This window comes from Vibrio owensii, assembly GCF_002021755.1.
GTDB lineage: Bacteria > Pseudomonadota > Gammaproteobacteria > Enterobacterales > Vibrionaceae > Vibrio > Vibrio owensii.
In genome coordinates this window covers 1594140-1608815 of sequence record NZ_CP019959.1, presented here as the reverse complement: position 1 = coordinate 1608815, position 14676 = coordinate 1594140, and the positions used below count along the sequence as shown (strand labels likewise).

Annotated in this window: 14 protein-coding genes; 9 read left to right on the top strand and 5 right to left on the bottom strand. The window is 38.8% G+C overall.

The genetic code is table 11. The features are described 5' to 3' along the window. Window positions 1-49: 49 nt before the first annotated feature. The 5 genes from rfaD to A9237_RS07185 form a co-directional block, all read right to left on the bottom strand. Window positions 50-991 (bottom strand): ADP-glyceromanno-heptose 6-epimerase, encoded by a 942-nt coding sequence (gene rfaD / locus A9237_RS07205; protein ID WP_078607945.1) that lies wholly within the window; start codon window positions 989-991, stop codon window positions 50-52. A gap of 113 nt (window positions 992-1104) precedes the next feature. Further along, a complete protein-coding gene (locus tag A9237_RS07200; protein ID WP_078607944.1) occupies window positions 1105-3381 on the bottom strand; it encodes a YjbH domain-containing protein in 2277 nt (758 codons plus the stop codon). Window positions 3382-3383: 2 nt separating this feature from the next. After that, window positions 3384-4118: a capsule biosynthesis GfcC family protein gene (locus A9237_RS07195; protein ID WP_167371681.1), complete on the bottom strand. Its 735-nt coding sequence runs from the start codon at window positions 4116-4118 to the stop codon at window positions 3384-3386. A gap of 5 nt (window positions 4119-4123) precedes the next feature. Then, window positions 4124-4771, bottom strand: coding sequence for a YjbF family lipoprotein (locus A9237_RS07190; RefSeq protein WP_078607942.1), 648 nt, complete (start codon window positions 4769-4771; stop codon window positions 4124-4126). 76 nt (window positions 4772-4847) lie between these two features. Then, window positions 4848-5087: a hypothetical protein gene (locus A9237_RS07185; protein WP_078607941.1), complete on the bottom strand. Its 240-nt coding sequence runs from the start codon at window positions 5085-5087 to the stop codon at window positions 4848-4850. Window positions 5088-5493: 406 nt separating this feature from the next. Here A9237_RS07185 and A9237_RS07180 point away from each other — a divergent pair, with 406 nt between their 5' ends. Genes A9237_RS07180 through A9237_RS07140 form a run of 9 tightly spaced genes read left to right on the top strand, consistent with a single transcriptional unit; the run spans window position 5494 to window position 14676 of the window. Further along, window positions 5494-5886: a hypothetical protein gene (locus A9237_RS07180; RefSeq protein ID WP_078607940.1), complete on the top strand. Its 393-nt coding sequence runs from the start codon at window positions 5494-5496 to the stop codon at window positions 5884-5886. Window positions 5887-5889: 3 nt separating this feature from the next. Further along, window positions 5890-7638, top strand: a complete 1749-nt coding sequence (locus tag A9237_RS07175) for a polysaccharide biosynthesis/export family protein (protein ID WP_078607939.1) — start codon at window positions 5890-5892, stop codon at window positions 7636-7638. After that, window positions 7639-8874: a capsular polysaccharide export protein, LipB/KpsS family gene (locus tag A9237_RS07170; RefSeq protein WP_078607938.1), complete on the top strand. Its 1236-nt coding sequence runs from the start codon at window positions 7639-7641 to the stop codon at window positions 8872-8874. Window positions 8875-8876: 2 nt separating this feature from the next. Further along, complete coding sequence (locus A9237_RS07165) at window positions 8877-9662, top strand: ABC transporter permease (RefSeq protein WP_078607937.1); 786 nt, start codon at window positions 8877-8879, stop codon at window positions 9660-9662. 4 nt (window positions 9663-9666) lie between these two features. Further along, window positions 9667-10767, top strand: coding sequence for a KpsE/RkpR family capsule polysaccharide export protein (locus A9237_RS07160; protein WP_078607936.1), 1101 nt, complete (start codon window positions 9667-9669; stop codon window positions 10765-10767). Between the two features lie 12 nt (window positions 10768-10779). After that, on the top strand, window positions 10780-11823 hold the full coding sequence (locus A9237_RS07155) for an N-acetylneuraminate synthase family protein (protein ID WP_078607935.1): 1044 nt from the start codon (window positions 10780-10782) through the stop codon (window positions 11821-11823). Further along, on the top strand, window positions 11823-12947 hold the full coding sequence (neuC, locus tag A9237_RS07150) for a UDP-N-acetylglucosamine 2-epimerase (protein WP_153303213.1): 1125 nt from the start codon (window positions 11823-11825) through the stop codon (window positions 12945-12947). The genes A9237_RS07155 and neuC overlap by 1 nt, the downstream gene beginning before the upstream one ends. A 5-nt stretch (window positions 12948-12952) precedes the next feature. Continuing rightward, complete coding sequence (locus A9237_RS07145; RefSeq protein WP_078607933.1) at window positions 12953-13771, top strand: formyltransferase family protein; 819 nt, start codon at window positions 12953-12955, stop codon at window positions 13769-13771. After that, on the top strand, window positions 13768-14676 hold the full coding sequence (locus A9237_RS07140) for a polysaccharide deacetylase family protein (RefSeq protein WP_078607932.1): 909 nt from the start codon (window positions 13768-13770) through the stop codon (window positions 14674-14676). The genes A9237_RS07145 and A9237_RS07140 overlap by 4 nt, the downstream gene beginning before the upstream one ends.

The window sequence follows — 14676 nt, the reverse complement described above, 5'->3', positions numbered from 1 at the left end:
CGTATCAGAGTAAAGGTGGCAGAGACTTCACTACCACCTTTGACAGGTATTAACGATTCTGAATCGCAAGGTATTCAGCAACCCCCTCTGCTACCGTCTTGAATTCTACATCGCAGCCAGCAGCACGAAGCTTAGTAAGGTCAGCTTGAGTGAACTCTTGGTAAGCACCTTTTAGGTGTTCAGGAAATGGAATGGTTTGGATTTCCCCTTTGCTGTGATGTTTGATCACTGCTTTTGCCACTTCTTCGAATGATTCCGCATTGCCGGTGCCACAGTTAAAAATGCCTGAAACACCACTTTCTAAGAACCATAGGTTCACTTTGCTCACGTCACCAACGTAGATAAAGTCACGCTTGAAAGATTCACTACCAGCAAACAATTTAGGGTTTTCGCCAGCGTTGATCTGGTTGTTCAAATGAAACGCTACTGAAGCCATGCTGCCTTTATGGTCTTCGCGCGGGCCGTAAACATTGAAGTAACGGAAACCTGTGATCTGAGAAAGCTGTTCACCATGTTCTTCAGCGTCTTGCCATAGACGGCGTACATAGTTATCAAACTGCTGTTTTGAATAACCGTATACGTTTAGTGCTCCTTCGTATTCACGCTCTTCAACAAACGTTTCTGTCTCACCGTATGTCGCAGCTGATGACGCGTAAAGGAATGGAATTTCACGATCTAGACAGTAATGAAGTAATTCTTTTGAATACTCATAGTTATTTAGCATCATGTACTTGCCATCCCATTCAGTCGTAGCAGAACAAGCACCTTCATGGAAGATAGCTTCGATAGGGCCGAAGTCATCACCCGCCATGATTTGGGTCAGAAAGTCATCACGATCCATGTAGTCTGTGATATCAAGATCAACTAAGTTTTTAAACTTCTTGCCATTTTTTAGGTTGTCGACAACCAGAATATCGTTAATACCTGCTTCGTTCAGAGCTTTAACAATGTTGCTGCCGATCATGCCAGCACCACCAGTTACGATGATCATAAGACTTCCACCATAGATTAAAATGTTCTCGGGAAGTTTAGCAGAGTTAAGCGTTTAGGTGCTAGGGGGATAAGATATATAAAAAGGAGGCATGAGGCCTCCTTATCAATACGTTATTTTACCCCACTTGGGCGTTGGAACCAAGGGTAACGCCCATCGGTAACGCCAAATAAGTTGTATTTGCGATCTAATGTTTGTCCACCATCTCGTGTTAGTGGTTGCCAGCCAATAACAGCGTGGCTAGTGCTAGGCTTGACCGTCATGATGTCAAATGGTATCGAAATATAGAAACCTTTATTGTAGCTGCCTTCACCGTACTCTTCAGGAGTGAGATCTGTAAATGTGGCGTATGCACCAACCGTTACACCGGATTTGAATTGTTTTGCAAACTCAAATCTAGCACCAATATCGCCCGCTAAGAATTTACCTGCACTTACTTTGAGCAAAGAACCAGGTAGCCAATCCCACTCGGGCATGTAGTAGCCTGTCACTTGGCCTGTTGTGCCCTTATCTAACACGTAGGCTTGGCAAGATACTTTGCCTGGATTGCAGTTCGTAGAGTCGTAACCATCATAATAGAAGAACTCATCATCATAAGTTGCAAACCAGCTATCAGGATCCCTTTGACTAATCAAATTGAAGTCTGCCCCGATAGCCCAGTTGGAGCCAGTTGGTCTATACAGAACCTCAGAACCAACACCCGCGAACATCATTTCTAAGTAACCACCATATACTTGAGTGTATACGTCATTGAATGGTTGCTCGAACCAAGTTAATTGCAAATTATTCATACGCACAGGGTTGTCATGAATGTACGCACGGACCATGGTTCTAACGCGAGGTACTGCAAAGTTATTCACGTGTGGATCTTTCTCGATATAGTTAAACTTGTCGTAATTATCTGCAATATTGAAATAAATAGAGCCGCTTGCTTCTAAGTTGTTTGTCAACCAGTAATTTGCATGAGCACTTACACCAAAGTTAAAGAAGTAAAATGACTCTGGTCCACCGAGAGATTGTTTTAGCTCAGGAGCTAGACCGTAACGCAATCTATCATCTGATTCGGCAAGAGTCTTGCCACTCTCTTTTGACAGCGACTGCGCTGATAGTGCGTCAGTAACATCAGCACCAATGTATTCATTATTGGTTACCTTGATATACTTCTCCCTATCAATAACAGTTTCTGTAATGGGAACTCCTTTGAGTGTTTCTACAACTTTAAACTCGTTAATGTCATTTGGTGTGTTGTTGTTTAAGATTGCTGCCGTTCTGTCTAGCGCCTCTTCTCGATCTCTATATTTAGTTTGTTCACCTTGTACAATCAACACATCATTATTTACTGTGATCGAGTTTCTCTTATAGCCGGCGTTAGATTTCAGATCTTCTGACACTGAACTCCAGTCCGTATCATCAAGTTCTTTTGACGTCGGGCGATTGATAGGAGTTTGTTTAGGTTCGTCGCGCCATGTCGCCTTTAGCTCATTGAAGTTTGTATATAAGTTCATACCAAAGGTTAGCGTATCGCCTCTTTGGTAACTTAGTTTTAGGTCTCCCCAATTACCTAATTGATATAGTACACCGAAGTTCCATGGTGTATGTTGTGTCATATCCTTAGGGTTGGGGACTTTGGGGCTATCAGATGCAGGAAAGTCTTCACTGTAATCATTTGCATCGTACTCTAACTTTAGTCTTAAAGGTTGATAAGGAGTTTGATATTCGATGCCACCATACAACGCTGCAGGGCCTTTGAACCAACGCTCAAAATCAACCGCACCGCCTTCTCCCTTCCGAGGAGGTTCGCCATCTTCGTAATCGCCATAACGATCGCAAAACTTATCACTCACCTTGCAGAATGGGTTCGAAATGTTTCCGCTTTGTCCTATGTAACCCCAGCCAATACCAAGTGTGAGGTCAAAATTACCAAAGTTCTTTGTTGCTGCTAAAAATTCACCATCGAACTTACCACTGCCACCAAAATCGCGTATGCCGACAGAGGTTTCTGGTAGCCAGTAGCTCTCTTCAAGTAATCGAATTTTAAAATCGATGCCTTTGTCGGTATAAACGTTGTCGTTGCTGTAGTCAGGGTTGTCACTAAAAATAGTATCTGGCATACGGGTATAGCGAATAGTGGTTTCAAACCATGGTAATAGCTGTAAAGACGTGTAGTAATGATGGTATTCATTATTGATATTTACGCCAATGTTAAACTCTCCCTCAGGCGCCATGCGAGCAGTTGGCATTTGCATTAATCCAACTCCTCCGAAATCAGACTGGGAAGGGCGTAACGTAACAACTTGAAACTCTTCAGGAGATGCTGTAGCAGAAAAACTAAACGTGACCGAGCTAAGCGCCAACAAGGTGTAATTGATTGGTCGAATCTTACTATTCATATTTAACCTTTCTTAGAAATTAGCAAGGTTATAATTGCTTGCTCTAGCTTTATTGAATTTTCATTATCATCATCCAAACCGACGAAAATCGTTGAGCCAGGAGGAACTGTTGTATGCTCATTATTCCAGTAAGCGAAACCACTTTTTTTCACCTTGCCATCTGGGAAGATAACCCATGCAAAACTATTGTTACCTCCTTCACTGATCTTTGTTTGCTGTAGGTAATCAGATACTTCATAGAAAGGAGAGTGAAGAACATCAATCGGTTCAGTGACCAAACCCACTACAGATACTTTCGTAGGGCGTTTTGTTGCCACGATCTCAAATTTACCCTCAAGAAGGGGGTTGTTCTTGATATCTAGCCTGACTAAGTCTATGTCCAACGTATTCAATATACGAGTTTGATAGTGCAGCTCTTCTATCATGGTGATAAGTGTTTTGATATTCCCTAGATCACCGTTGATACTCTTTGATTTATTCAACTGAGCAATAACTTGTTCTTTTAACTTGTCTAAATTGCCATTGCCATTACGGTATAATTTTATCGTTAGAGGAGTGCTCTCTTTGGGAAGATAAATTGATGAGTCTGATAATACTTGCTGGAGACGCGTAGGCTCGTCATAGGTTAAATTAAAATTATCAACTAACACTTCTAGTTTATTTGACGCATGTAATTGAATAGAAATAAGAAAAAGGGGAAGTAATAAGATTACTCTCGAGAACAAAGACTTAGTCACAAGGGTTACTCCGAGAAAAATTTCAAGAATTGTATTTCTACTTTGGTCATATCTGGCCCAATGTACTGTATAGATTTGATTACTTGACCAGAATCGTTGACCCAAAATGTATTGTTGATGGCAGAGTTAATGCCGTCAAACTTTACATTTTCTTGCCAAATCGTCGTATGTTGATGCCATATTGGCGTTGTAATGGTTTCAGTACCAACTGCTTCAATGACGCCGTTAGCTTGAAACCCATAACGGTATTGTTCCTGCCAGTCATAGGTGGCTTGCCAAACACTAGGCATAAATCTTGGAAGCGTGTCAGCTTCAAAATTAACAGAAGCTAAGTTAGCCTCCGGTAGGTTAAGGGTTTTTACAACTCGTCCATTTATGGTGGCAATCATCGCATTGTCTGCAGAGATCCACTTCAATACAGGTTGTTTAAAAGAAGATTGATCCGCATAACCTAAAACCATAAAAATCTGCTGTCCGTCATTTATTCTTACATATGCGCTGGCATAGGGCAGGCGTTTGATTTCTTCTTTGCTCAGATTAACATCTTCAAACCCCCATATCGCTTCTTCTAGGGTGGCATTAATATTTTGGAAGCTTTGGGTGCAAGCCGTTGTTACCATAGTAAGCAAGAAAACTAGAGCATTTTTCATCATGAGAGTTTGGATTTCTTTGATAGGAAAAAATAACCCTTGGCATTAATGCCAAGGGTTATTATGTGGTTGCTGACAATTATTCAGCTGAACCAGAACCAGAACCACCAGTACCTGTAGAGCCAGTACCAGCATCGCTGTCGCTAGCTGCTACAGCTACTACTGTTACTGCTGCTGCTGCACCAACAGCTACCGCTGTAGTTGATGCTGTACCTGCTGCTGCGCCTGACGCGTTTGCACCGGCTTCAGCACCAGTATCTGCTGCAAATGCAGTTGATGCACTTAGAGCCATAAGAATAGCTAGAGCTGTGTTCTTCATTATTAATCCTTGTATTAACTAGTTAAAAACATCGATGTTTGAAACTCTATTTTAGGGTTTCAGCTCATATTCTAGTTAAAAGTTAGGCAGACTGTAAATAGTTTCTTATAAAGAGAGGTTTTGTTTCACTTTTGAAATTGTTGGTTTTTTTACAAAAAAATCACGTGTGCTTAATCAATTGGGAAATTTCAATTGTGTTACATCGAGTCTACTTCATCTGCAGGTGCAGACTTGCCTAAAGTGCGAGTTATCTTGTACCCTAGTACGCACAAAAAGGGGGGATTCACTTGATGGGAAAGGGCTTATAGTCTACCCAACACATAGAGTGCCCAAAGCATCTTATTTGCCAAGAATATATACGTGTTATGGATAACGTGTTTAACCATAGGGCGGTAGCGTGCATAAAATGAAAAAACATCTACTTTTCAGACATAAACATATTTTTATCTCTCTAGTATCTATTACAGTACTAAGTGCATGTGCAAGTGAACCTCGTCGCGTTAAGGCTGATCTTCCACTCGTTACGCAAGAGTCCTCTTCGATTGAAATGATGGAGGAAGTTCCTGAACAATATTGGGAGGATTTGAACAGACCCGAAGTGGTTTCCATATCGCATCCAAATTATTATGTTGCTGTTGGGCCGATTTACTTCTCTGCGTTAGGCCTATACTGTCGAGAAGTCAACATTGACTCCACTTCTAATGTAGTGTGCTCGATAAAGTCAGATAAGAGCAATACAAAAAATGTTTGGTATTGGGTCAATGGGCTTGTTAAAGATAAACTAGAGAAAAAGCTTTAAAAAATGATGAAGATGACAAATAAAGCAGCTCAATGGCTAGTTGCTGTTACGAGTTTTGCTTGTATCAATTCAGCTTTCGCACTTGATCGTAAGACTTTAGACCTCAATGCAGTTAATCCTCCATTTCCCTCCAATGGAACTTTAAACCAATCCCAAACACCTCCCAACGAAAAACTCTCTGCTGGTTCATTTAATAAAGAGAACAGAAATAACCTTCTTTTGCCTGGTGAAGTGGATGTAAGGCAGCTACTTCCTTCTTCTGGAGAAGAGTTACCTCCTCCTTATGCGGCAAATATTTTTGCTGGTGGATATGAGACAGAAAGAACAGATGGCTTGAGTGAAAATTACTTAATTGCAGCCGGAGATAAAATTAATATTTGGTTATGGGGCGCTGTGAGTTATTCAAATGTAGTAACAGTGGATAACCAAGGGAACATCTTCATACCAGAAGTTGGGCCTATTAACGTCTTAGGAGTTAAAGCTAGTCAGATCAATCAGCTTGTGACAAAAAAGATTAAGCAGGTATATACTGCCAACGTCAATGTGTACGTAAACCTTCTTACGGCTACTCCTGTGAGCGTATTTTTAAGTGGGCCTGTTATTCGACCTGGCCAATATGCAGGAATGGCTTCCGACTCTATTCTGTACTTTCTCAAACGTGCAGGAGGTATTGACTCTGAACGTGGCAGTTATCGTGAAATTCAAGTTCTTCGCAATGGTAAAACCATAGCGAACGTTGACCTTTATGATTTTATGCAATCCGGAGTTATGCCGAAGATTAGCTTTAAAGACGGTGATGTAATTTTAGTAGCACCACAAAAAGCCGCTATTACAGTTTCTGGCGGCGCTCGCAATCCATTTCGTTTCGAGTTAGAGAATTCCAGTGAGTTTGGAGAACAATTAGCAGCGTATGCAAAACCACTTGCTAAAGTATCTCATGTTGGAATTGTAGGGAATCGAGCTGACGGTCCTTTCTCTCGTTATATCACATATCAAGAATTTCAGAAGTTTGAGTTGCAAGATGGGGACAAAGTTATCTTTAATGATGACTTGCATGCGCAAGTTATAGATGTTCAGGTCTCCGGTAGTTACTTAGGTCCGTCTTATTTTGCTGTAACAAAAAGCACGAAATTACATGATCTGTTAAATAACATTCCAATCGATCCATTACTTGCTGATTATCAGTCAATTTATGTATTGCGAGATAGCGTAGCTAAGAAGCAAAAAGAAATGATTGACGAATCACTTGATCGCCTAGAGCGGAGTATTTTTACTGCACCCGCATCGTCAGATGGTGAGGCAGCGATAAGAGCAAAAGAAGCAGAAATGGTTCTCCAATTTACGGAAAGAGCTCGTAAAATTCAGCCTCTTGGTAAGGTTATTGTTTCTGACGACGGTCGAGTTGCAAATATCTTATTGGAGCAGGGAGATGAAGTCGTTATTCCAAATAAAACAGACTTGATCCAAATTGGTGGTGAAGTATTAATGCCGCAAGCTGTAGTTTACAATCCAAATGCAACGATTGATGATTATGTCGCCTGGGCTGGTGGATTTACAGACAGGGCTGAAGATGAACGTATTGCTATTGTTAGGGCAAATGGTTTAGTCGAATTTGATAGTTCAAAACCGATCCGAAAAGGGGACCAAATTTTGGTGCTGCCGAAAGTTGACACGAAAACCATGCAAGCAGTAAAAGATATTACACAAATCATCTACCAAATCGCTGTGGCAGCTAACGTAGTGATAGACTAAATGGAAAAAAGATATAACCTTTTATCCTTGGATCCAATGTACTCGCCACTTCACGAGAAAGTGGCGAGTCTCGTCGCAAGAAGGAAGTTTGCGATAACTTCGTGTTTATCGAAAAAAGTGTATTTACCCACCTTTAAGCTGAGTCTGGCAACATCTTTAATTGCATCTATCAAAGAGCCAATTGATAACGACTTGATCATGAAAATTAAGTCACTTTCCACCTATCACCACGCTTATGCAAAGAAGGTGGAGTTGAGAAGCTTGTCATTATCAGAACTTGAATACATGGCTAAGTTCTATATCGGGTTAAAGGGGTTTATCGCAGAAAAGAATATAGACCTAGTAATTTTGCACAATGATACCCGTTGGTATCATGCTATCGCGATACTGCTTTGTAATGAATTGAAAATACCTTACCTTGTGACAGAGCAAGGGCTATTGAGACCTTTTACTACAGTAATAGATAATAAAGGTGTAAATGCGAAAGCGAATATTAATTTGCTTAATAAAGAAATCGACACTGCCGACAATAATTCATTCTTGCCTAGAAATACCCATGATTCTTTGGTATCTATGATGTTTTTTGCCGTTTTTATTCTTTCTTTTTCGTTAGAAAGATGGTTTGGACGAAGAACAGTACTCCGTTATATGCATAACGGATATAGTGTGAGAAAGTACTATAAACGCTTGGTTAGAAAACTAAAAAATAATAATCAAAATAATAAAGCCATTGAGCGCCTTGAAGAAAATAGCGCATTGTTTCTACTACAACTTGAGCATGACTCACAATTTTTGATGTACAGTGATTTTTATTCAAATCAAGACGTAATTGATCGGGCTTGTGAAAAATGTCGCGAACTTGGGTTGAAACTTGCTATTAAAAAGCATCCCTTAGACTTTAATGATTATCTGCTCGGGAATAGTGCTTATTTTGTTGATGGTAATCTTGTTGACTTAATCAATGAGTCAAAATTAGTAATAACTATTAACTCTAGTGCAATCGTAACAGTCTTAAAATCTCAGACACCACTTTTCGTTATTGGTGAATCAATGTACAAATTTGGACTGGCTCTAGAAAATTGCCAAATAGAAATGATAAATCTTGAAAAAAAACAGTGTGATATTGAGCGTCAAAATTATTTAAAAAAGTTAAAAGATAACTACTTATTAATTGGTGCAGGTTATGACTATTGCCCATTATTGTTAAAAAATAAACTAAAGCAGTTGTTAGATTAATTATGGCATTAGTAAAAAAACGATCTACTTTATCTGTTTGGAAAGATGTAATATTTGCCATTTTTTTAAGGGAAATTCGTAGTAAATTTAACGACAAGCTTGGAATTAGTTGGTCAGTGGCGTCACCTCTTGCGTTTATTATGATATTGACACTAATGCGTAACAACGTTGATGGTGGTACAACTCACACAATGCCAACCTTTTTCTTTATGGTCTATGGTATACTGTTGACTCAGTTCTTTATTACTACAGTAAGCTCAGTAGCCGGTGCTATAAAAAGCAATAAAGCACTATTTGCTTTTCGTCAGGTTCAGCCAATAAGTGCAATTATCGCTGTTGCTGGTTTTGAGTTATTATCACGTTTCTTTGTTGCGATAGTGATTATAATCATTGCATATTTTATGAGGGTTGATTTAGCTGTACATAATCCCATCGGTATCTTGTTCACCTTTTTTCAAGTTTGGTTGTTAGGGACAAGTATAGGTATGTTATTTGCAATAACACGCTGTTATATCCCTGAGGTCGATAAGGTCAGAACCTTAGCTCTTAGGCCTCTGTTATTTATATCTGGTGCGTTTTTTAGTTTAAGAGACATTCCCCAAGAGGCGTGGAAGTATATGATATGGAATCCTCTTCTCCATGCTGTTGAATACACTAGGTATTATGCTTATCCAACTTACGGGACCGTAGGAGTTAATATTAACTACTTAGATATTTCTACTTTAGTAATTTTCTTCTTTTCACTTTGCTGTTATCACGCCTTGTGGAAATCAGCAATAAGTCGATAATAAAATGAAAGAACTGTTAAATAAAATAAAATCGAACCTATTCATTTCACTAGTCGTATTACCTGCGCTTATATTCTCTTTTTATCAAATAATCCTGGCTTCTCCCAGATATGAAAGCAAAACACAACTGATTGTGCAGCAACCCGATGGTATGGCTACTATGGATGCAAGCATGGCTTTGTTGAGTGGCTTAGGAGTTCCGACGGGAAATCAAGACACTCAATTAGTCAAAGCCTACATATTCTCAAATGACATGCTGACATATTTAGAGAAGAAGTTGTCCATTAAAGAGCACTATTCGAGCGCTAAGTACGATTTTTTCAGCCGACTTGCAAAAGATGCGTCTAATGAAGAGTTTCTCCGCTACTACAACAGTATGTTAAGGGTAGAAATCGATGAAAAATCTTCCGTCATTAGTGTTTTTGTTCAAGCGTATACTCCTCAAGCATCTTATGAAATTACACGCGCTATCGCTGAAAAAGCAGAGTGGTTCATTAATAATATAGGACATCAACTCGCGGAAGCTCAGTTAGATTTTATAAAAAAAGAACATAAAAGTGCTGAATTACGCTTGCAGAATACAAAAGCGAAGTTAATTGATTTTCAAACTAAACATCGTCTGTTAGACCCCGAAAAAGAAGGTTCGGCTTTGAGTCAAATTGCATATGGTATTGAAGGGCAAATCGCAATTAAAAATGCTGAATTGAAGGCTATGTTAGCTACGATGACCTCAGATGCCCCACAAGTATTAATGCTGAATAACGAAATTCAGGCATTAAAGTCACAGCTAGCGTTAGAAAAATCGAGATTAACAAATGGCACTGAGAGCAATTCAATAAATGAGGTATTGAGTCAATTTTCAGATTTAAAGATAGAGTTAGAAATGGCGCTATCTGCTTACACCTCTTCAACGATATCTTTAGAAAAATCAAGGATAGAAGCATATCGAAAACTTAAGTTTTTAGTTGTAGTCGAAGAGGTTAAACGACCTCAAGAAAGCAAGTATCCAGAAGTTTTCTACAACATATCTTTGTTCTCCTTATTGTTGGTGATTTTCTTTGGTATTATGAGAATCATCATTGCAACCGTACATGAACTTAAATAAAGAGATTTAATAATGAGCAACCCAGTATTTGAAATTGCCGGTCGTAAAGTAGGCTTAGATTACGATCCACTAGTTATTGCAGAAATCGGTATTAACCACGAAGGGTCATTAAAAGTCGCATTTGAAATGGTTGATGCAGCTATTGAAGGTGGCGCTGAAGTCATCAAGCATCAAACTCACGTAGTAGAAGACGAAATGAGTGGTGAAGCGAAAAATGTAATTCCTGGTAATGCAGATGTCTCGATTTATGAAATTATGGAGCGTTGCTCACTAAACGAAGAAGATGAAACTAAGCTTAAAGAGTACGTGGAGTCTAAAGGTGCCATCTTCATTAGTACGCCTTTTTCTCGTGCTGCTGCAGAACGTCTTGAGAGAATGAATGTGCCAGCTTACAAAATTGGCTCTGGTGAATGTAACAATTACCCTCTTCTTGATCTAATTGCAAGCTACGGAAAGCCTGTTATTCTGAGCACTGGTATGAATGACATTCCATCTATTCAAAAAGCCGTAGATATCTTCAGAAAGCATCAAACACCGTTCTGTTTGCTTCACACGACTAACCTATATCCTACACCAGATCACTTAATCCGCATTGGTGCAATGGAGCAGCTTCAGGAAGCTTTCTCTGATGCCGTTGTTGGTTTGTCTGACCACAGTATTGATAACCTAGCATGCTTAGGTGCTGTCGCCGCGGGTGCTTCTGTACTAGAGCGTCACTTCACAGATAGTAAAGATCGCCCTGGCCCAGATATCGTCTGTTCAATGGATGCAGCGGAGTGCGCGGAACTTATCGCTCAGTCTAAACGCATGGCAAAAATGCGTGGTGGTAAGAAAGAACCTGCAAAAGAAGAGCAAGTAACGATCGACTTCGCGTATGCGAGTGTTGTTACAATTGCAGAGATTGAAGCTGGAGAAGAATTCACTCGTGACAACCTTTGGGTTAAGCGTCCGGGAACAGGTGATTTTCTAGCCGATGATTATGAAAGCCTTCTTGGAAAGAAAGCTAAAGTAGATATTGTTGCAGATATCCAACTTAAAAAGTCGGATGTTCAATAATGAAGAAGATAGTTTTCTTAACAGGTACACGGGCAGATTACGGCAAACTCAAGTCTCTCATTACTATGGTAGAAACAGCGCCTGATTTTCAGGCGCATATTTTTGTTACCGGTATGCACATGCTTCATAAGTACGGCTTTACAGTACAAGAAGTTGAGAAATCGGGTTACAAAAATGTCTACAAATACATCAACCAGCACGCTGCGGACACCATGGACGTAATACTAGCGAAGACAATCACAGGACTGTCAGATTACGTTAAAGAAGTGCAGCCTGACATGATTGTTGTTCACGGTGATCGTGTCGAAGCCATGGCTGGTGCGATTGTAGGTAGTTTGAATAATATACTTGTTTCACATATCGAAGGTGGTGAAGTTTCTGGGACTATCGATGAGCTTATTCGCCATGCGGTAAGCAAGATGGCTCATTTACACTATGTTTCCAATGAAACAGCCAAGAAGCGGCTTCTTCAATTAGGTGAGACAGATAAGTCAATTAATGTAATTGGCTCTCCAGACTTAGACATTATGTCTTCGGGAAGTTTACCAACGTTGGAAGAAGCTTTGGATCGTTATGAGATCCCATTTAATGACTTTGGTGTTTTGATGTATCACCCTGTTACAACAGAATTAGATGCATTAGCTGAAAACATAAAATGTGTAGTCGATGCAGTCATAGCATCGAATAGAAATTTTGTGGTGATCTACCCGAACAACGATCACGGAACAGATGTCATTATTAATGAATATAAGCGTCTTGACGGGCGTGATAATATTCGAATTTTTCCAAGTGTACGTTTTGAGTGCTTCTTAACGCTCTTGAAATATTCAAAGGTTGTAATTGGTAACTCCAGTGCTGGTGTAAGAGAAGCTCCATTTTATGGAATACCATCATTGGATATAGGAACTAGGCAAAAAAACCGTGCAACTGCACGTTCGATTACTAACTTGCCAAATAATGCGGATGAGATACTTTCTTGCTTAAATAAGGAGTATGGCAAAAAATATGATGCATTCCATGAGTTTGGGAGCGGCGAAAGTGATAGCCTTTTCACTGCTTCACTATGCGATGATGCATTATGGGAAACTGAAAAGCAGAAAGTTTTTGTAGATTTTGAGAAGTAATAAATATGAAAAATGTTGTCGTATTGACTGGTAACCAATTAAGGCACCAGTATTTTAGAATTAAACTTGCTCAGATGCCTAATATTAATATTCTGTCTACTATTTGTGAGGATAATAACGTCCTTCAAAATAAAGTTACTTTAACAGGCTCAGACATAGAACAAGCACACTTAAAGTTCAGAGAACAAAGTGAAAAAGATTTTTTTGAAGATCTTGTGAATTATTCTGAAGACAAGAGCAACGCAGAGTTTGTAGAAAAAGGAGAAGTGAACTCCGAAAGAGTGATAAGCAAGATAATTGCTCTGAATCCTGATTGCATAGTCTCCTATGGTTCTTCAATCATCAAAGAACCTTTAATCAATGCATTCAAAGGAAGGTTTATTAATATTCATTTGGGACTTTCTCCTTATTACAAGGGGAGTGGAACAAACTTCTGGCCATTTATTAATAATGAGCCAGATTTATGTGGTGTCACTTTTATGCATATTGACACAGGTATCGATACGGGAAAAGTGATACACCAAATGCGAGCTTCTCATTTTGATGTAGATCACCCAGTTGTGGTCGGTAATCGACTTATTAAAAATATGGTACCAGTGTTAGCCAACATCGTATTAAAACTAGATTCTCTGGAAGAATTGGAACAAATCCCTTCTTCTCCTCAAGATTTAGTGTATAAAAACAAAGATTTCACGCACGAATCTACAATTGAATATTACAGAATGTTTACTAAAAGGATTGAGCACTTTATTGAGAATCCTCAAAACAACAATAGATGTCACTCTGATGATAAACCTATACTGGAGCAAAAGGGAATCTCATGAAATCAATAATGTATCACTATGTCAGAGATAAAAGTCCTAAGTTAAAAATTAGAAACTATTTAGATTTTGATGTCTTCTGTAAACAATTAGACTTCTTTGAAAAAGAGTATGGAATTTTCCGTATGGAAGACTTCCAAGAGCTTGCTTTGGGTAAGAAGCCTACTAAAAACAAAGTCATTTTAACGTTCGATGATGGCTTATCTGATCATTATGATTTTGTTCTTCCAGAATTGGTGAAAAGAAAGATTACAGGTATCTTTTATATATCATCTTACCCGTATGAACAAAAAAGACTTATTGATGTTCATCGAGTACATTACTTAATCGCAAATTTTGATTCTAAACTGTTGCTTGATGATATAATTAATCTGTGTGGCGGTATGAATATCAATGAAAATCATTTCTTAGATAAAACGTATTTAAAGCAAAATAATGACAGTAACATTACAGAAATAAAAAGAATTCTTAATTATTATATGTCTCCTATCGAGAAGACTGTATTATTAGACCGAATTTTCTCTCATTATTGTATTGATGAAAAAGAACTACTTTGGGATTTTTATATAAAAGAAGAGAACTTGAAAGAATTTATTGAAAGCGGACAGATCATCGGGAATCATACATTTTCTCACCAAGTTCTCTCTTCTCTAAGCGAGAGTTCTCAAACCGAAGAGATTTGTAAAACTCACCAATTTATTAGGTCATTAGGTAAGCAGGAGATTAATACATTCTGCTACCCTTATGGGGGAGATCATGTATTTAATGATTTTACACATAGGATTCTAAATGATATTGACACTGATTTTTCTTTTAGTGTCGAAAGTAGAGATATAACACAGAACGATCTTGATTGTAAGCGACTATCTTTACCTAGATATGACTGTAATGAGTTTATGAATATTTGA

Excerpts from the sequence above, each read along its gene's own strand:
- A9237_RS07170 (WP_078607938.1), top strand. The coding sequence starts at position 7,639 with ATGGAAAAAAGATATAACCTTTTATCCTTGGATCCAATGTACTCGCCA.
- A9237_RS07165 (WP_078607937.1), top strand. The coding sequence starts at position 8,877 with ATGGCATTAGTAAAAAAACGATCTACTTTATCTGTTTGGAAAGATGTA.
- A9237_RS07175 (WP_078607939.1), top strand. The coding sequence starts at position 5,890 with ATGATGAAGATGACAAATAAAGCAGCTCAATGGCTAGTTGCTGTTACG.
- rfaD (WP_078607945.1), bottom strand. The coding sequence starts at position 991 with ATGATCATCGTAACTGGTGGTGCTGGCATGATCGGCAGCAACATTGTT.
- A9237_RS07140 (WP_078607932.1), top strand. The coding sequence starts at position 13,768 with ATGAAATCAATAATGTATCACTATGTCAGAGATAAAAGTCCTAAGTTA.
- A9237_RS07145 (WP_078607933.1), top strand. The coding sequence starts at position 12,953 with ATGAAAAATGTTGTCGTATTGACTGGTAACCAATTAAGGCACCAGTAT.
- A9237_RS07190 (WP_078607942.1), bottom strand. The coding sequence starts at position 4,771 with ATGATGAAAAATGCTCTAGTTTTCTTGCTTACTATGGTAACAACGGCT.
- A9237_RS07200 (WP_078607944.1), bottom strand. The coding sequence starts at position 3,381 with ATGAATAGTAAGATTCGACCAATCAATTACACCTTGTTGGCGCTTAGC.
- neuC (WP_153303213.1), top strand. The coding sequence starts at position 11,823 with ATGAAGAAGATAGTTTTCTTAACAGGTACACGGGCAGATTACGGCAAA.
- A9237_RS07180 (WP_078607940.1), top strand. The coding sequence starts at position 5,494 with ATGAAAAAACATCTACTTTTCAGACATAAACATATTTTTATCTCTCTA.
- A9237_RS07185 (WP_078607941.1), bottom strand. The coding sequence starts at position 5,087 with ATGAAGAACACAGCTCTAGCTATTCTTATGGCTCTAAGTGCATCAACT.
- A9237_RS07155 (WP_078607935.1), top strand. The coding sequence starts at position 10,780 with ATGAGCAACCCAGTATTTGAAATTGCCGGTCGTAAAGTAGGCTTAGAT.
- A9237_RS07160 (WP_078607936.1), top strand. The coding sequence starts at position 9,667 with ATGAAAGAACTGTTAAATAAAATAAAATCGAACCTATTCATTTCACTA.